Origin of the sequence: Jiella sp. M17.18 (assembly GCF_041027365.1) — a bacterium.
Taxonomy (GTDB): Bacteria; Pseudomonadota; Alphaproteobacteria; order Rhizobiales; family Rhizobiaceae; genus VKMB-3413.
Window position 1 is genome coordinate 58,765 of the sequence record NZ_JBFTEH010000014.1, and the last position, 17,278, is coordinate 76,042.

A 17,278-nucleotide genomic window follows, 5' to 3' on the forward strand; every position below is an offset into this window, starting at 1 on the left:
CAGCGCCGCCCGCCGTTCCACTTCCGCCATCCAACCCGAGCTTCGAAGGACCCAATGGATTTCGCCCTGCCGACGACCAATGCCGGCTGGCTGCCGTTCGGCGCCGCCTGTCTGACCATCCTGTTCGGCCTCGCCGCGCTGTTCGCGCCCGGCACGACCATGCGGACCCTGGGAATCGCCCCGAGCGTCGGGCGCGCCGACGCCTATGCGGGCGGGCGCGCCAGCCTTGCCGGCTTCTGGCTCGGCGTCGGCATCGTCGCGGCGGCGCTCTACGATCAGCCTTTCGTCCAACTCGCGCTCGGCGCCGGCTGGCTGTTCACGGCCTTCGGACGGTTCGTCTCGATGCTGTCCGACGGCCGCTCGGCCGTCGGCTTTCTCGCCTTCGTCGTCGAGCTCTGCCTTGCCGCGGCGGCGCTCGCACCCGCCTTCGGCTTCATCTCCTCCTGAGCTTCGATCGTCTTGGCGTTGCAGGCGACGGCCAAGCGGAACGCCGGGGAAAGGGCGCAAATTGCCCGCGCCAAGCGTGTTGTCGGCAAGAAAGCCCTATGCTAGACGGTCGCTGTCTCGGGAGGTGGCACGGCGACGCTGTCGCTGCCTTCTTACCTTTTACCTGTCGGTTTCAAGGAATTGGAGCGGTCTTGCTTCGGCAGCGCGACGGGGCCTTGAACGGAACGCGAAAGAGAAACGGTCGTCCGTGGCACAATCATCCTCTCCCGTCTCGGGAGTCGCAGACCGCTACGCTCAATCCCTGTTCGATCTCGCCCTGGACGAGGGGGCGGTGGAAATGGTGGAGTCCGAACTCTCGGCATTCCAGACCCTGATCGATGAGAACGGCGACTTCCGGCGCCTCGTCGAGAGCCCGGCCTTCACCTCCGACGATCAGCTTCGCGCGATCGACGCGATCGTGAAGGACGTGAAGCCGAGCGCCCTGACCGGCAACTTCCTGCGGGTCGTCGCCTCCAACCGGCGGCTGTTCGTCCTGCCCGGCATGATCCGGCGCTTCCACCAGATCGCGGCCGATCATCGCGGCGAGGTCGAGGCCGAGGTGGTGAGCGCCTACCCGCTGACCGACGAGCAGCGCCGGGAACTGGCCGAGACCCTCGGCTCCTACGCCGGCAAGACCGTCAACATGCGCGAGAGCGTCGATCAAGCGATCCTCGGCGGCCTGATCGTCAAGATCGGCTCGCGGCAGATCGACACCTCGCTGCGCACCAAATTGAATTCGCTCAAGCTCGCATTGAAAGAGGTCGGCTGATGGATATCCGCGCCGCGGAAATTTCCGCAATCCTCAAGAACCAGATCAAGAATTTCGGCAACGAGGCGGAAGTCTCGGAAGTCGGCCAGGTTCTGTCTGTCGGCGACGGCATCGCGCGCGTCTACGGCCTCGACAACTGCCAGGCCGGCGAGATGCTGGAGTTCCCCGGCGGCATCCAGGGCATGGCGCTGAACCTCGAAGCCGACAATGTCGGCGTCGTGATCTTCGGCTCCGACCGCGACATCAAGGAAGGCGACACGGTCAAGCGCACCGGCGCGATCGTGGAAGTGCCGGTCGGCAAGGGCCTGCTCGGCCGCGTCGTCGACGGTCTCGGCAACCCGATCGACGGCAAGGGCCCGATCGATGGCGCCGAGATGCGCCGCGTCGACGTCAAGGCGCCGGGCATCATCCCGCGCAAGTCCGTGCACGAGCCGATGTCGACGGGCCTGAAGGCCATCGACGCGCTGATCCCGATCGGCCGCGGCCAGCGCGAGCTGGTCATCGGCGACCGCCAGACCGGCAAGACCGCGATCCTTCTCGACACCTTCCTCAACCAGAAGCCGGCGCACGACGAGAACCGCGAGAACGACAAGCTCTACTGCATCTACGTCGCCGTCGGTCAGAAGCGCTCCACCGTCGCGCAGTTCGTGCGCACGCTGGAGGAGCGCGGCGCGATGGAATATTCCATCGTCATCGCCGCGACCGCCTCGGAGCCGGCGCCGATGCAGTACATCGCGCCCTTCACCGGCTGCGCGATGGGCGAGTATTTCCGCGACAACGGCATGCATGCCGTGATCGCCTATGACGACCTGTCGAAGCAGGCCGTATCCTACCGCCAGATGTCGCTGCTGCTGCGCCGTCCGCCGGGCCGCGAGGCTTATCCGGGCGACGTCTTCTACCTGCACTCCCGCCTGCTGGAGCGCGCCGCGAAGATGAGCGACGCGCACGGCGCCGGCTCGCTCACCGCCCTGCCGGTCATCGAGACCCAGGCGGGCGACGTCTCGGCCTACATCCCGACCAACGTGATCTCGATCACCGACGGCCAGATCTTCCTGGAGACGACGCTGTTCTACCAGGGCGTCCGCCCGGCAGTGAACGTCGGTCTCTCGGTGTCTCGCGTCGGCTCCTCGGCCCAGGTCAAGGCGATGAAGCAGGTCGCCGGCTCGATCAAGGGCGAGCTCGCGCAGTATCGCGAAATGGCCGCCTTCGCCCAGTTCGGCTCCGATCTCGACGCATCGACCCAGCGCCTGCTCAACCGCGGCGCCCGGCTCACCGAGCTCCTCAAGCAGCCGCAGTTCTCGCCGCTGAAGACCGAGGAGCAGGTGGTGGTGATCTTCGCCGGCACGCAGGGCTATCTCGACAAGCTGCGGATCGACCAGGTCGGCCCGTTCGAGGACGGACTGCTCACCGCGATGCGCACCGAGCACAAGGAAGTGCTCGACCAGATCGCCAGGGAGAAGGCGCTGTCGGACGAGCTCCGCGGCAAGCTGAAGTCCGCGATCGACAGCTTCGCCAAGAGCTTCGCCTGAGCCCCAACGACGCGCCCTGAGCTTCGCCTCGACCGAGGCGGAGCCGGGCCAGCCGGAGACTGCGCCAGACCATGGCATCACTGAAGGACCTCAGGAACCGCATCGCGTCGGTCAAGTCCACGCAGAAGATCACCAAGGCCATGCAGATGGTCGCGGCGGCGAAGCTGCGTCGGGCCGAGGAAGCCGCTGCGGCCGCGCGGCCCTATGCCGACCGCATGGCCGCCGTGTTGTCCAACATCGCCGGCGCGATGGAGGGCGACGGCCCGCCGCTGATGGTCGGGACCGGTAGGGACGACACCCATCTCCTCGTCGTCTTCACCGCCGAGCGTGGTCTGGCCGGTGCGTTCAACGCCTCGATCGTCAAGCTCGCCCGCCAGCACCAGCGGCGCCTGGAGAGCGAAGGCAAGACGGTGAAGTTTCTCGCCGTCGGCAAGAAGGCGTGGGACATGATGCGCCGCGACCTCGCGCAGAAGGTCGTGCACCGCACCGACTTCCGCGAGGTGAAGAGCGTCGGCTTCGACGAAGCCGATTCGCTCGGCGAGACGATCATCGAGATGTTCGGCAAGGGCGAGTTCGACGTCTGCACCATCTTCTACTCGGCCTTCCAGAACGTGATCACCCAGGTCCCGACGGCCCAGCAAATCATCCCGGCCGTGCTGCCGAAGGATGAGGCCGAAGCGAAGGAGACGGGGGCCGTCGCGTCCTACGAATACGAGCCGGAGCCGGCGGAGATTCTCGAAGCCCTGGTTCCGCGCAACATCAAGGTGCAGATCCTGCATGCCCTGCTCGAGAACGCCGCGTCCGAACAGGGCGCGCGGATGAGCGCGATGGACAATGCGACGCGCAATGCCGGCGACATGATCGACAAGCTGTCGGTCTCCTACAACCGGCAGCGCCAGGCGCAGATCACCACCGAGCTGATCGAAATCATTTCCGGCGCCGAGGCGCTCTGACCGCAATCTGAGAGGAGGCCAATCCATGGCTGACACCGACAATCAGGGCCGCACCGTCGGCCGCATCGCCCAGGTCATCGGCGCCGTCGTCGACGTCGAGTTCGACGATCACCTGCCGGCCATCCTGAACGCCCTCGAATGCGACAACCACGGCAACCGCCTGGTGCTCGAGGTCGCCCAGCATCTCGGCGAGAACACCGTCCGCACCATCGCCATGGACCTCACCGAGGGCCTGGTGCGCGGCCAGGAAGTCGTCGACACCGGCGAGCCGATCCGCGTTCCCGTCGGCGACGGCACGCTCGGCCGCATCATGAACGTCATCGGCGAGCCGATCGACGAGGTCGGGCCGATCCCGTCCGACGAGAAGCGCGCGATCCACCAGCCGGCCCCGCCCTATATCGAGCAGTCGCCGGAGAGCCAGATCCTCGTCACCGGCATCAAGGTCATCGACCTGCTCGCGCCCTATGCGCGCGGCGGCAAGATCGGCCTGTTCGGCGGCGCCGGCGTCGGCAAGACGGTGCTGATCCAGGAGCTGATCAACAACGTTGCGAAGGCGCATGGCGGCTACTCGGTGTTCGCCGGCGTCGGCGAGCGCACCCGCGAGGGCAACGATCTCTACCACGAGATGATCGAGTCCGGCGTGAACAAGGATCCGCACGAGCACGGCGGTTCGGCCGAGGGCTCCAAGGCGGCGCTGGTCTACGGCCAGATGAACGAGCCGCCGGGCGCCCGTGCCCGCGTCGCGCTGACCGGCCTCACCATCGCCGAGCACTTCCGCGACCAGGGCCAGGACGTTCTGTTCTTCGTCGACAACATCTTCCGCTTCACCCAGGCGGGCTCGGAAGTGTCGGCGCTCCTCGGCCGCATCCCCTCGGCGGTGGGCTATCAGCCGACGCTCGCCACCGACATGGGCGCGATGCAGGAGCGCATCACCACGACCACCAAGGGCTCGATCACCTCGGTGCAGGCGATCTACGTGCCCGCCGACGACCTGACCGACCCGGCGCCGGCGACGTCCTTCGCCCATCTGGACGCGACCACGGTTCTCAACCGCGCGATCTCCGAGAAGGGCATCTACCCGGCGGTCGATCCGCTGGACTCCACCTCGCGCATGCTCTCCCCGATGATCATCGGCGAGGAGCACTACAATGTCGCGCGGCAGGTCCAGCAGGTGCTGCAGAAGTACAAGTCGCTGCAGGACATCATCGCCATTCTCGGCATGGACGAGCTGTCGGAAGAGGACAAGCTGACGGTGGCGCGCGCCCGCAAGATCGAGCGCTTCCTGTCGCAGCCCTTCTCGGTCGCGGAGGTGTTCACCAACACGCCCGGCCAGCTGGTTCCGCTGGAAGACACGATCAAGTCCTTCAAGGGCCTGGTCAACGGCGAGTACGACCACCTGCCGGAGGCCGCCTTCTACATGGTCGGCGCGATCGACCAGGCGGTCGAGAAGGCCCAGAAGCTGGCGCAGAACGCGGCGTAAGCCGGAGCGCCTCACGACACCGGCCGGGCGCGCGTCGCCCGGCTCCGATCGCAATGCCGCACGACCCGCGGCCAGACAGACAAGCGACCGATGGCCGATAGCTTCCAGTTCGAACTCGTGTCCCCGGAGAAGCTCCTGTTCTCCGAGGCGGTGACGGCGGTCAACATCCCCGGCAGCGAGGGCTATTTCACCGTCATGGCGCGGCATGCGCCGATGATGACGACGGTGAAGCCAGGCGTCGTCGTGGTGACGCCGGAGAGCGGCGAGGAGCGGCAGATCTTCGTGCGCGGCGGCTTCGCCGACGTCAACGAGAACGGCCTGACGCTGCTTGCCGAACATGCGCAGCCGGTCGACGAGGTCGACCGCGCCGCGCTCGACCAGCAGATCAGGGACGCCGAGGAAGATGTCGCCGACGCCGGAACGCCGGAGGCGCGCGCCAAGGCGCAGGCCGATCTCGACCAGCTGAAGGAGGCCCGCGCCGGTCTGCCCGGCTGAGGCGCCCCGCGGCTCAGCCGCCACCGACCCGATCGCGCGAAGGCCGGCCAATGTGCCGGCCTTTCGCGTTGTGGGGGACATGCGCTTCGCCGGCACCGGAGAGGCAGCGGAACCTCGCCTGGTGGCGGCCGTTCGCCGGGAATACCCGTTCCCAAGGAGCCGCCATGCCCGTTCGCCCCAAGGCCGTCGTCTTCGACATCATCGAAACCGTCTTCGCCCTGGAGCCGATGCGCCGGCGTCTCGCCGGTCTCGGCCTGCCGCCGAACGATCTCGAGACCTGGTTCGCCTTCGGCCTGCGCGATGCCTTCGCCATAGCCGCGACCGGAGCGCCTCCCCCCTTCCCGAAGATCCTTGCGGGCGCCCTCGACGCGCTTCTCGCCGTCCGCGGTCTGTCCGCAAGCGAATCCGAGCGGAACGCCGCCCTCGACGGGATGAAGCAACTGCCGCCGCAACCGCAGGCGGGCGAGGCCTTCGGCCTGCTGCAGCAGGCAGGACTGCCGATCTTTGCGTTGTCGAACGGCACCGAGGCGGCGACGCGCGCGCTACTGGAGACGTCCGGGCTGATCGATCACGTCGAAGCGGTGCTCTCGGTCGAAGCCGTGCACACGTTCAAGCCGCATGCGGAGGTCTATCGCCACGCCGTGGAGCGGGCGGGCGTTGCGCCGCATGAGGCCATGCTGGTCGCGACCCATGCCTGGGACACGCAAGGCGCCAAGGCGGCGGGGCTGCAGGCGGCGTTCGTCGCCCGGGGCCAGGCCTATCCGCCCGAGATGCTCGCGCCCGACGTCACCGGCGAGGACCTCGTCGACGTCGCAAAGGCGATCCTGGCCCTGCCGCAGAGCTGAGAGACGCGGGGCCGCGTCCGATGCGGCGGCTCCGCTTTGCCTGCGGCCCCCGACGCGCCCCCGCGTCCGTTGCGGCGACGCCGCCATACCTCCGGATCCCAAGGTATCCGGCGGATCAGGGCGCGAGGTGGCGAAAGGCCCTGACGACCTCCTCATAGACGCCGCGCTTGAACGGCACGATGAGGTCGAGCAGCTCGTCCATCGGCTTCCACGCCCATTCGTCGAACTCGGCGGCGTGGCCGCCCGGTGGCGGGTCGATCGCGATCTCGCTCTCGTCGCCCTCGAAGCGGAAGGCGAACCAGCGCTGCGTCTGGCCGCGGAAGCGGCCCTTCAGCGCGACGCCGACGAGTTCCGGCGGCAGGTCGTAGTCGATCCAGTGCGGCGCCTCTGCGAGGAGCGAGACGGTGAGCATGCCCGTCTCCTCGTAGAGCTCGCGCCTGGCGGCCTCCAGCGGCTCCTCGCCCTCGTCGATCCCGCCCTGCGGCATCTGCCAGAGCTTGACCGCGCCGGTCATCTCGCCCTTGTCCTCGATCAGCCGCCGGCCGGCCCAGACGCGCCCCTCCCCGTTGAGCACCATGATGCCGACGCAGGGACGGTAGGGCAGGTTTTCGAAGTCGATGGGTTTCACGCGCGTCCCTTCCTCGTCTCGTCCGGGCGAACCCGGTGACCTGGGTTATCGGGCGCAGAGCATGACGGGCAAGGGCGGGGGCTGCTACCGTCCCTCCGGATCGTCGGCGAGCGCCGAGACCGGGACGATCTCGATGCCGCGCTTTTCCGCTTCCGGAATCCAGGCGGCGATGGTCTTGATCGAGGTCCCGAAGGCGGAGGCGACGCCGATCGCGGTCCCCTGGGCGCGGGCGACGCGCTCGAGCACGTCGAGCTGCTTGCGGATCTCCGCCGGATCCTGCTGCTCGTCGAGGAGGACGTTGGCCTCGGCGAAGGGAACCTTCTCCAGCGCCGCCGTATCCCTGGCGACCGACCGGGTGGAGGAGGCATCGTCGAGATACATCAGGCCGCGGCGGCCGAGCTCCGAGATCAGCGGCTCCATCGCCGAGCGTTCGGCGGTGAAGCGGCCGCCCATGTAGTTCATCACGCCGACATAGTTGGTGATCCGCCCCATCGAGGCGTAGAGCGCATCGAAGTTCTGCGCGGCGGCCTCGTCGACGGTGACGGTGTCCTTGCCGGGATCGACGGAGGGATAGCCGACCGGCTCCAGCGGCACCTGCAGCAGCAGTTCGTGGCCGCCGCGCCGCGCCGCTTGCATCCAGCGGTCGAGGCTGTTGCCGGCCGGCGAGAAGCCGAGCGTCACCCCGGCCGGAAGCTCGTCCACCGCCTGCATCGAGCTGGTCTGGCTGATGCCGAGCGCGCCGACGACGATGGCGATTCGCGTCCCGGGCTTGCCGCTCCAGGCGCCGGCATAGACGTCGAAGGGACGCCGCCCGTCGGCACCACGCACCGGCAGCGGCCCATAGCGGCTCTGCTCGATCAGGGCGGCATCCGGGCGATCCGCCATGGACGGCGGCTGGCGCAGGGAGACGGGGTCCTCGACGCGGAAGGTCACGGGTCCGCCGCCGGCGCTCGGGCTGATGATCGTCGGGCCGCTCGCCCTTGCCGGCGGCAGCGGCCTGGCGACGGGAGACGGCGCAGCCACCGCGGCGCTTGCGGCGGGCTTCGGAGGCGCAGCGGCGAGTTCATCGACGACGCGGCGCGGCGGCTGCGCCTGAAGCGCGGCGGCACAGGATCCGGCGAGGACGACGCCGCTCACCGCCCATGCGCGCAGCGCCTGCAACGAGGGAAGCCGCCGCCTGCTGGCGCGAGCGGGACGATCGAGACCGAGAGGACGATAGAGTTCGCCGTGCATGCCCCCTCCTATCCGGCCAAGCTGGCGCGGGCCTCGCGGCAAAGGCCCGCGGCGCAAAAGCGAACGGCCCGGGCATCTGAGATGCCCGGGCCGTTCTCGATCGGATCAGTCACGCGCGCGGTCCGCGCGTTCGCTCAGTTGGTGGTGTGGGCCGGCTCGGCCGACGTCCCGCTCTTGGCCGTATTGCTGGCCGCGGTCGCGGCCGCCTCGGGCTTCGGCGGGAAGGCCGGATCGGTCTTCTTGCCGTCCATCAGGTCGATCGCATACTGCAGCTGCAGGTCGTCCTTCTTCTCCGGCGGCACGTAGTCGAGCGACCCCGAGCCCTGGGCTGTCTCGTCGACGCCCTGGATGTGGCCGCGCAGCGAGGACTCGCCGCGCACCAGATCGGCCGTGGAATCGATGCCCATCTGCTTCTTGATGTCTTCCGGCAGCGGCTGCTTGACGACGATGTCCGGATCGATGCCGTGACCCTGGATCGACTTGCCGGACGGCGTGTAATAGAGCGCCGTCGTCAGGCGCAGGGCGCCGTTCTGGCCGAGCGGGATGATCGTCTGGACGGAGCCCTTGCCGAAGGACCGGGTGCCGAGGATCGTCGCGCGGCGCTGGTCCTGCAGCGCGCCGGCCACGATCTCCGAGGCCGAGGCCGAACCGCCGTTGACGAGGACGATCAGCGGCTTGCCGTCGATGTCGTCGCCCGCGCGGGCGTTGTAGCGGCGGGTCTCGTCCGGGTTGCGGCCGCGGGTCGAGACGACCTCGCCCCCGTTCAGGAAGGCGTCGGACACCGACACCGCCTCGTCGAGCAGGCCGCCCGGATTGCGGCGCAGGTCGACGATGTAGCCCTTCAGCTTGTCCTCGCCGACCTTCTGCTTGATGTCGGCGATCGCCTCTTCCATGCCGACGGTCGTCTGCTCGTTGAACTTCAAGAGCTTGATGTAGCCGACATCGCCCTCGACCGAATGGCGCACGGACGGGACCTTGATCTCGTCGCGGGTCATCGTGACCTTGATCGGCTTGGTCGCGCCCTTGCGGATCAGGGTCAGCGTCACCTTCGAGCCGATGTCGCCCTTCATCTTGTCGACGGCCTGGCTCAGCGTCAGCCCGCGAACGTCCTCGCCGTTGATCTCGGCGATCAGGTCGCCGGACAGGATGCCGGCCTTGTCGGCGGGCGTGCCCTCGAAGGGCGAGACGACCTTGACGAGGTCGTCCTGCATGGTGACCTCGATGCCGAGGCCGCCGAACTCGCCGCGCGTCTCGGTCCGCATCTCTGCGGCTTCCTTGGCGTTCATGTAGCTCGAATGCGGGTCGAGCGAGGTCAGCATGCCGTTGATGGCGTTCTCGACGAGCTGCTGGTCGTCGGGCTTGGTGACGTACTGGTCGCGCACGCGCTCGAAGACGTCACCGAAGATCGCAAGCTGACGATAGGTATCGGACCCTGCTGCATTGGCCACGCCGGGGCTCTGGCTGACGACGGTCATCGCCGTCGCCCCCATCAGGGCCCCCGCAAAAAGAATCGAAAGCTTACGAATCATTCCTCGTCCTTCCAGAGGGTTCATCCATCCACCAGGGGGACGGATCGACCGGTTTCCCGTCTTTTCGAAACTCGACATAGAGAGCGGGCTCGGACGCCCCGAATTCCGCCACCTGCACACTGGCTATTCGCCGGGCTCCCATCAGCGCAACCGGTTCTCCCGCCGACACGAACTGACCGCTCTCGACATCGATCCGTTCCATGCCCGCAAGAACGACATGATAGCCGTCGCCGGCGTCCAGGATCAAGACTTGTCCGTAGGAGCGGAAGGGCCCGGAATACAACACTCTGGCATCGGCCGGAGCGGTCACGACATCCCCCGGCCGCGTCGCATAGGATTCGCCCGTGGTCACCCGGCCGATGTCGTCGGTATCGCCGAAGCCGATGATTTTCTTGCCCGCCACGGGCTTCGACAATCGCCCTTTCATTGTCGAAAATGGGGCAGCCGGTTCGAGCTCCGCCGTCTCACGGCGAAGTGACGCGATATCAAAGGCTTGCTTGGCAGGCGCGGACGCAGTGGGCGGTTCGAGGGCGGCGACTTCGACAGAGCCTTGCGACGGGTTGTCGGGCGTGGCGTCGGCGCCGGCAGCCGCCGGCGCGTCGGCGTGCCGGCCGGCCTTCCCCGGTGCGGTCGTCGGGCCGGACGCTGCCGCATCGGCGGGCGCGGCGTCTGCCGGCGCTGCGCTGCGAGGGTCCGCTGCATCCGCGACGGCTTCCTCGCCCGGCGCAACCGGCTTCTTCGGCCCCCCGGCCGACGTTCCGGACGCCGCCGGTTCGGCTTCGGCGACGGCGACGCTCGTATCCGGCGAACCCTGCGCCGGCTTTCCGCCACCGGGGCTCGCGGCCTGCTCCTTCGCCTTTGCCGCCTGCTCGGCGGCCTGCCGCGCCGCCTCGGCCTGCGCCTGTTCCTCAGCGATCCGCTGCTGCTCGGCCGCCGCCCGCGCCGCCGCTTCGCGCGCACGCGCCGCGTCGAGGTCGGACTGCAGACCGGCGATGAGGTCCTTCAGATTGCTGGCCTTGGAGGCGAGCTCGGCCGCACGCGCGGTCTCGGTGACACGCTCGCCCCGACTGTCCGCCTCCAGCTTCGCCTTCTCCGCGAAGAGCTTGGACAGCCGGGCCTCCTCCTCGCGGTGCCGGGTCAGCTGGTCGGCGAAGGTCGCCTTCTCCTTCAGGATCTGGTCCTTGACGGTCGACAGGCGATCGAGGTCGGCGAGCAGCGTCTCGGTCTCCTTGCGCAGCGAGGGGACGACGGCTCCCAGAAGGATGGCGCTGCGCACCGAGCCGAGCGCGTCCTGCGGCTTGACGAGCAGCGCCGGCGGCGGCGTCCGGCCCATCCGCTCGAGCGCTGCCAGCACCTCCATCAGCACGCCGCGGCGCTTGTGCAGCGACGCCTTGATCTTCCCTTCCTCGACCGCGAGGTCGTCGATGCGCCCTTCCGTCGCGGTGAGCTGCTGGCTGATCGTCTTCTGCTTGTCCGCCGCGTCGATCATCGCCTGCCGCAGCCGGTCGCGATCGGCGGCAATCGACGCGATCTGGGCGTCGAGCGATCGGATCTTCTCCCGGGAAAGGCTGATTCGCGACGAGACGTCCGCAAGATCGGCCTCGGTCTTGGCGCGTTCGCGCTCGATCAGATCGATCGAACCGGGATCCAGCGCACCGACCTTGATCGGGTCGAGCCCCGCGCCGTCCGTCGGGGGTGCCGCCACGGCGGCGGCCTGCACGACGGGCGAGGCGGTGGCCGGCATCGCCAGCGTCACGGCGAGGAGCAGCGCGGCGGCGGCCCGGCCCCGCCTCCCCGATCGTCCCTCGCCTTGCCGCCCTGCGTTCAACGCCCTGCCCCGAAAGCCTCTGCCCGAATCTAGGACGAGGCCGTTAACAACCGATCAACCATTCGCCGCGGCCCTGACACAGGCCGCAAAAGGCGACGCCGCGGCCACGAGAGCCACCGGCGGTCCGGCCGCACGGCCGACCGAGACGTCGCTTCGCCCGGACGCGGCGGACGGGATTCATCTTGAGATTCTACGTCGTTTCGTGGAACGACGAAACGCGCAAAGCCAGGTTGCGCCGCGGCTCACTGTGGGCGGCGAAAGCGGCTCAAGCCCTGTGATACGGGTGTCCCGCGAGGATCGTCGCCGCACGATAGAGTTGTTCGGCAAGCAGAATTCTGGCGATCTGATGCGGAAAGGTCATACGTCCGAGCGACAACAGCAGGTCGGCGCCCTGGACCAGCGCCGGATCGTGCCCGTCCGGGCCGCCGATCAGCAGCGCCAGATCCCGCCGGCCGGCGTCGCGGAACTTCGCCAGCGCCGCCGCAAAATCCTCCGAGGAGAGGCTCTTGCCGGTCTCGTCGAGGACGACGCGCACCGCCCCTTCGGGCACCGCCGCGCCGAGCCGGTCCGCTTCCTCGCGGCACCGTTCGACAGCGGAGCCGAGGCGCGACTCCGGGAATTCCTGCACCGACTGAAAGTCGAGCGCCAGCGGCGCACCGGCCTTCTTCAGCCGGCCCAGATAGCGATCGGCCAGTTCGCGCTCGGGCCCGGATTTCATCCGCCCGATGGCAGCAATCGTCAGTCGCATCGGCCAGCCCCTAGCACCGGCCGAAGCCCCTCATGCCGCAATGGCCGACGGTCAATGGACCGTCGCGTCTCCGATATCGCCGACGGTCCACATCTTCTCGATATTGTAGAAGCTGCGAACTTCCGGGCGGAAGATATGGACGATGATATCGCCCGTATCGATCAGCACCCAGTCGCCGTTCTGAAGGCCCTCGACCTTGCAGGTGCCGAAGCCAGCCTCTTTCAGGTCGCGCAGGAGATGGTCGGCGACGGCGACGACATGGCGATGCGAGCGTCCGGAGACGACCACCATGCAATCGGCGAGAGCCGACTTTCCCTTCATGTCGATGGAGACGATATCTTCGCCCTTCGAATCTTCCAGGCTCGAAATGACGAGATCGAGTGCGGTCCGGCCATCCGACATCTCGGTGGCGGGCGCGTCGGAAGGAGCTGTCTGGAAGACGTCCTTCGCTTCAGCCGCAGGTCTCAGTGTCGTTTTCCCTTTCTTGGGGCAACAGGGCCGACATCCAATCGATGCCGGCAGACCGAATGTAGGCAGTGTTCCATGTCCGTTTCAAGACGTCGCACCGCCATGACTTCGTAGGAGGGTGGAGGATACTGGCGTGCGCGGCCCGTGCAGGAACACCCAGGCGGGCGCTTCGCGGGAGGCGAGCGCCGGCGCGTCGTATTCCGGCAGCCGCCGCGCGCGATAGGTCGACGCCATCGGCGAGGACAGGGCCGACAGCGTCGCGCCGGGCCGGTCGACCACCGCGATCGGGACGTTCTCGACGATCCAGTGCCAGTCCTGCCAGCGATGGAAGGAGGCGAGGCTGTCGGCGCCCATGATCCAGACGAAGCGCACGCCGGGCCGCCGCTGAAGCAGGATCCGCAGCGCATCGGCGGTGAACCGCACGCGGTGCGCCGCCTCGAAGGCGGTGACGGTGTTGAAGGCCGGCGGCACCATCGCCCGCACAGCGGCCACGCGTTCGCCGATCGGCTTCAGCATGCCGTGGTCCTTCAGCGGATTGCCGGGGGTCACCATCCACCAGACCCGGTCGAGGCCGAGCCGCCGGCGCGCCGTTCCGGCGACCAGCCGGTGGCCGGAATGCGGCGGATTGAACGACCCGCCGAACAGGCCGATCGCCATCCCGCTCTCGGTGTGCGGGATGGTCAGATCGGCGGGATCAAGCCCCCTCGTGTCGGGGTTCGGGCTCGGCGGCGTCACGATCGGGTCTGGCCGGTCCCGTGGACGCGATAGTTGAAGCTCGTCAACTGCTCGACGCCGACAGGCCCGCGCGCATGCATCTTGCCGGTGGCGATGCCGATCTCGGCACCCATGCCGAACTCGCCGCCGTCGGCGAACTGGGTCGAGGCGTTGTGGAGGAGGATCGCCGAGTCGATGCCGTTCAGGAAGGCCGCGACCGCCGCCGCGTCCTCGGCGACGATCGCCTCGGTGTGGTGCGAGGAGTGGCGCTCGATATGGGCGATGGCGCCGGCGACCCCGTCGACGAGGTCGACCGAGATGATGGCGTCGAGATATTCGGTGTCGAAATCCTCCGCACTCGCCGGCACCGCCGCCGGATAGAGCGCGCGCACGGCGTCGCTGCCGCGGATCTCGCAGCCGGCCGCGGCCAGCGCATCGAGGATCGGCGCGAGATGGGTCGCCGCGGCCGCTTCGTCGACGAGCAGCGTCTCGGCGGCCCCGCAGATGCCGGTGCGGCGCATCTTCGAGTTCACCACCAGCCGCACCGCCATGTCGCGGTCGGCGGAGCGGTCGACATAGACGTGGCAGAGCCCTTCCAGATGGGCGAAGACCGGCACGCGCGCCTCGTCCTGCACGCGGGCGACCAGCGAGCGGCCGCCGCGCGGCACGATGACGTCGATATTGCCCGAGAGGCCCTTTAGCATCTCGCCGACGGCGGCACGGTCGGTGGAGGGCACGATCTGGATCGCGTCCTCCGGCAGCCCGGCCTTGGCAAGACCGGCGGCCATCGCGGCGTGAATCGCGGCGGAGGAGCGCGCCGAGTCCGAGCCGCCGCGCAGGATCACGGCATTGCCGGACTTCAGGCACAGCGCCCCGGCGTCGGCGGTGACGTTCGGCCGGCTCTCGTAGATCACCCCGACGACGCCGAGCGGCGTCCTGACGCGCTCGATCTTCAGTCCGTTCGGGCGCTCCCAGGCGGCGATCACCGAACCGACGGGATCGGGCAGCGCCGCAACGGCGCGGATGCCCTCGGCGATCGCCGCGATCCGCGCCTCCGTCAGCGTCAGCCGGTCAACGAAGGACGCCGCCATGCCGGCCTCGCGCGCCCGCTCGAGATCCGCGGCGTTCTCGGCGAGGATCGTCGCGGAGGTCGCGAGGATCGTATCAGCCATCGCATGAAGGGCAGCGTTCTTGCTCTCGGTCGGCGCCAGCGCCAGGCGGCGCGAGGCCACGCGCGCCCGCTGGCCGATGTCCTCCATCAGGGCCGCGATCGAGCCGGCCTCCGTCCTCGCCCTGTCGAGCATCGCGTCCCCTCCCCGTTCAGGCCGCCCCGAGCGCCGCTTCGGGGCGCTCGCCGGCGATCCATTCCATCACCATGTCGTCGCGGTGGACCATCGCGCTGCGCCCCTCGTAGCCGAGCGCCGCCGCGATCTCCGAGGAGCGACGGCCGGCGATCCGGCGCGCTTCCTCCGCGTCGTAGGCGACGATGCCGCGCGCGACCTCCAGACCGTCCGGTCCGGCGATCACCAGCGTGTCGCCGCGCTCGAAATCACCCTCGACCGCGACGATCCCGGCCGGCAGGAGGCTCTTGCCGGCGACGAGCGCCTTGACGGCGCCGGCATCCACGACGAGGCGGCCGGCGGTGTTGAGATGTCCGGCGATCCAGCGCTTGCGCGCTGTGACCGGGCTGCCCGAGGCCTTGAACAGCGTCGCGCGCTCGCCACGCTCGATGGCGGACAGCGGAAAGAGCCGGTTGCCGGCGGTGATGATCATCGCCGAGCCGGAGCCGGTGGCGATCTTGCCGGCGTCGATCTTGGTCTTCATGCCGCCACGCGAAAGTTCCGAACCTGCGGCACCGGCCATCGCCTCGATGTCCGGCGTGATGTGCTCGACCACGGGGATGTGGCGTGCCGAGGGGTCCAGCGCCGGCGGCGCGGTATAGAGGCCGTCGACGTCGGAGAGGAGCACCAGGAGATCGGCGTCGACCATGGTCGTCACCCGCGCCGCCAGACGGTCGTTGTCGCCATAGCGAATCTCGGAGGTGGCGACGGTGTCGTTCTCGTTGATGACGGGCACGGCGCCGAGGCCGAGCAGCGTCGCGATCGTCGCGCGGGCGTTGAGATAGCGCCGACGCTCCTCGGTGTCACCGAGCGTCAGCAGGATCTGGCCGGTCTCGATGCCGTGCCGGCCGAAGATCTCGGAATAGGTGCGCGACAGCGCGATCTGCCCGACCGACGCCGCCGCCTGGCTCTCTTCCAGGCGCAGCGGCCCGGTGGGCATCTTCAGGAGCTTGCGGCCGAGCGCGATCGCCCCGGAGGAGACGACGAGGATCTCCCGCCCCTCCTCCCGCAGCCGGGCGATGTCCTCGCCGAAGGATTCCAGCCAGGTTCGCTTCAGGCCGCGGGCGCGGTCGACGAGCAGCGCCGAGCCGACCTTCACGACGATGCGGCGATGGCCCGCGAGGAGGTTGTTCATCGCCCGCCCTCGGTTTCCGCGGCGGGCGCGAAGCGATCGTCCCGTGCCTCGGGTTCTGCCGGGGCGAGCCGCCCGATCGCGTCGCGCAGCGCGCGCAGCGCCTCCGGCATGCCCTCGCGGCTGACCGCAGACAGCGCCAGCGGCCGCGAGCCGCACTCGGCTTCGAGCTCGGCGAGCCGCTCTTCCCGGTCCTCCTCTGTCAGCGTGTCGACCTTCGACAGCGCGACGATCTCCGGCTTCTCGGCGAGCCCGTGCTCATAGGCCTCGAGCTCGTTGCGCACCGTGCGGTAGGCATGTGCGACATCCTCCTCGGTCGCCGAGACGAGGTGCAGGAGCACGCTGGTGCGCTCGACATGGCCGAGGAAGCGGTCGCCGATGCCGACGCCCTCATGAGCGCCCTCGATCAGGCCGGGAATGTCGGCGATGACGAACTCCTGCTCGTCGATCTTGGCGACGCCGAGGCCGGGATGCAGCGTGGTGAAGGGATAGTCCGCGATCTTCGGCCGGGCGCGCGTCACGGTCGCGAGGAAGGTCGACTTGCCGGCATTGGGCAGGCCGACGAGGCCGGCATCGGCGATCAGCTTCAGCCGCAGCCAGATCGTCAGCTCCTCCCCGGGAAGGCCGGGATTGGCGTGGCGCGGCGCCTGGTTCACCGACGACTTGAACTGCGCGTTGCCGAAGCCGCCATTGCCGCCGGCGGCGATCCGGTACCGCTCGCCGACCGTGGTGAGGTCGCAGATCAGCGTCTCGTTGTCCTCGGCGAAGACCTGCGTGCCGGCCGGCACCTTCAGCGTCACGTCGGAGCCCTTGGCGCCGTTGCGGTTGCGGCCCATGCCGTGCATGCCGGTCTTGGCCTTGAAATGCTGCTGGTAGCGGTAGTCGATCAGCGTGTTGAGGCCGGCGACCGCCTCCACCCAGACGTCGCCGCCGCGCCCGCCGTCGCCCCCGTCAGGGCCGCCGAACTCGATGTATTTCTCGCGGCGGAACGACACCGAGCCGGCCCCGCCATCGCCGGAGCGGATGTAGACTTTGGCCTGGTCGAGAAATTTCATGGTTTCGCGCTCTTGTCTTTCCGGAGCCTTCAGGCTGCGGCCCGCC

The 17,278-nt window shown here is 68.8% G+C and carries 17 protein-coding genes; 7 read left to right on the top strand and 10 right to left on the bottom strand.

Going from position 1 to position 17,278, the window contains the following annotated elements; genetic code table 11:
* Positions 1 to 54: 54 nt before the first annotated feature.
* The 7 genes from AB5S17_RS20785 to AB5S17_RS20815 all read left to right on the top strand — a co-directional run bounded on the left by AB5S17_RS20785 (position 55) and on the right by AB5S17_RS20815 (position 6,557).
* A complete protein-coding gene (locus AB5S17_RS20785; RefSeq protein WP_369243013.1) occupies positions 55 to 447 on the top strand; it encodes a DUF4345 domain-containing protein in 393 nt (130 codons plus the stop codon).
* Between the two features lie 247 nt (positions 448 to 694).
* Entirely contained in the window at positions 695 to 1,255 is a 561-nt protein-coding gene (locus AB5S17_RS20790) for a F0F1 ATP synthase subunit delta (protein WP_369243015.1), read from the top strand.
* Entirely contained in the window at positions 1,255 to 2,784 is a 1,530-nt protein-coding gene (gene atpA, locus AB5S17_RS20795) for a F0F1 ATP synthase subunit alpha (RefSeq protein WP_369243017.1), read from the top strand. Before AB5S17_RS20790 ends, atpA begins: the two co-directional genes overlap by 1 nt.
* A 71-nt stretch (positions 2,785 to 2,855) precedes the next feature.
* Positions 2,856 to 3,737 (top strand): F0F1 ATP synthase subunit gamma, encoded by an 882-nt coding sequence (locus AB5S17_RS20800; protein WP_369243019.1) that lies wholly within the window; start codon positions 2,856 to 2,858, stop codon positions 3,735 to 3,737.
* Between the two features lie 25 nt (positions 3,738 to 3,762).
* Positions 3,763 to 5,217, top strand: coding sequence for a F0F1 ATP synthase subunit beta (gene atpD / locus AB5S17_RS20805; protein ID WP_369243021.1), 1,455 nt, complete (start codon positions 3,763 to 3,765; stop codon positions 5,215 to 5,217).
* 90 nt (positions 5,218 to 5,307) lie between these two features.
* Positions 5,308 to 5,712: a F0F1 ATP synthase subunit epsilon gene (locus tag AB5S17_RS20810; RefSeq protein ID WP_369243023.1), complete on the top strand. Its 405-nt coding sequence runs from the start codon at positions 5,308 to 5,310 to the stop codon at positions 5,710 to 5,712.
* 164 nt (positions 5,713 to 5,876) lie between these two features.
* Positions 5,877 to 6,557, top strand: coding sequence for a haloacid dehalogenase type II (locus tag AB5S17_RS20815; RefSeq protein WP_369243025.1), 681 nt, complete (start codon positions 5,877 to 5,879; stop codon positions 6,555 to 6,557).
* 115 nt (positions 6,558 to 6,672) lie between these two features.
* Here the strand turns inward: AB5S17_RS20815 and AB5S17_RS20820 are convergent, their stop codons facing one another.
* From AB5S17_RS20820 to obgE, 10 genes are all read right to left on the bottom strand, one after another.
* On the bottom strand, positions 6,673 to 7,185 hold the full coding sequence (locus AB5S17_RS20820; protein WP_369243027.1) for an RNA pyrophosphohydrolase: 513 nt from the start codon (positions 7,183 to 7,185) through the stop codon (positions 6,673 to 6,675).
* Positions 7,186 to 7,269: 84 nt separating this feature from the next.
* A complete protein-coding gene (locus AB5S17_RS20825; protein WP_369243029.1) occupies positions 7,270 to 8,418 on the bottom strand; it encodes a divergent polysaccharide deacetylase family protein in 1,149 nt (382 codons plus the stop codon).
* Positions 8,419 to 8,552: 134 nt separating this feature from the next.
* The gene (locus tag AB5S17_RS20830; RefSeq protein ID WP_369243031.1) at positions 8,553 to 9,947 is read right to left on the bottom strand and encodes a S41 family peptidase; all 1,395 of its coding nucleotides are present in this window, start codon (positions 9,945 to 9,947) and stop codon (positions 8,553 to 8,555) included.
* Positions 9,937 to 11,691 carry a murein hydrolase activator EnvC gene (locus AB5S17_RS20835; RefSeq protein WP_369243033.1) on the bottom strand — a complete coding sequence of 585 codons (1,755 nt, stop codon included), beginning with the start codon at positions 11,689 to 11,691 and terminating at the stop codon, positions 9,937 to 9,939. The genes AB5S17_RS20830 and AB5S17_RS20835 overlap by 11 nt, the downstream gene beginning before the upstream one ends.
* A 349-nt stretch (positions 11,692 to 12,040) precedes the next feature.
* Positions 12,041 to 12,523 (bottom strand): 23S rRNA (pseudouridine(1915)-N(3))-methyltransferase RlmH, encoded by a 483-nt coding sequence (rlmH, locus tag AB5S17_RS20840; protein WP_369243035.1) that lies wholly within the window; start codon positions 12,521 to 12,523, stop codon positions 12,041 to 12,043.
* A 51-nt stretch (positions 12,524 to 12,574) separates the two neighbouring features.
* Positions 12,575 to 12,925 carry a ribosome silencing factor gene (gene rsfS, locus AB5S17_RS20845; protein WP_369243037.1) on the bottom strand — a complete coding sequence of 117 codons (351 nt, stop codon included), beginning with the start codon at positions 12,923 to 12,925 and terminating at the stop codon, positions 12,575 to 12,577.
* Positions 12,926 to 13,075: 150 nt separating this feature from the next.
* Positions 13,076 to 13,726, bottom strand: a complete 651-nt coding sequence (locus AB5S17_RS20850; RefSeq protein WP_369243039.1) for a nicotinate-nucleotide adenylyltransferase — start codon at positions 13,724 to 13,726, stop codon at positions 13,076 to 13,078.
* The gene (locus AB5S17_RS20855; protein WP_369243041.1) at positions 13,723 to 15,009 is read right to left on the bottom strand and encodes a glutamate-5-semialdehyde dehydrogenase; all 1,287 of its coding nucleotides are present in this window, start codon (positions 15,007 to 15,009) and stop codon (positions 13,723 to 13,725) included. The genes AB5S17_RS20850 and AB5S17_RS20855 overlap by 4 nt, the downstream gene beginning before the upstream one ends.
* Before the next feature lie 16 nt (positions 15,010 to 15,025).
* A complete protein-coding gene (gene proB, locus AB5S17_RS20860) occupies positions 15,026 to 16,180 on the bottom strand; it encodes a glutamate 5-kinase (RefSeq protein WP_369243044.1) in 1,155 nt (384 codons plus the stop codon).
* Positions 16,177 to 17,232 carry a GTPase ObgE gene (gene obgE / locus AB5S17_RS20865; RefSeq protein ID WP_369243046.1) on the bottom strand — a complete coding sequence of 352 codons (1,056 nt, stop codon included), beginning with the start codon at positions 17,230 to 17,232 and terminating at the stop codon, positions 16,177 to 16,179. The genes proB and obgE overlap by 4 nt, the downstream gene beginning before the upstream one ends.
* Positions 17,233 to 17,278 lie beyond the last annotated feature (46 nt).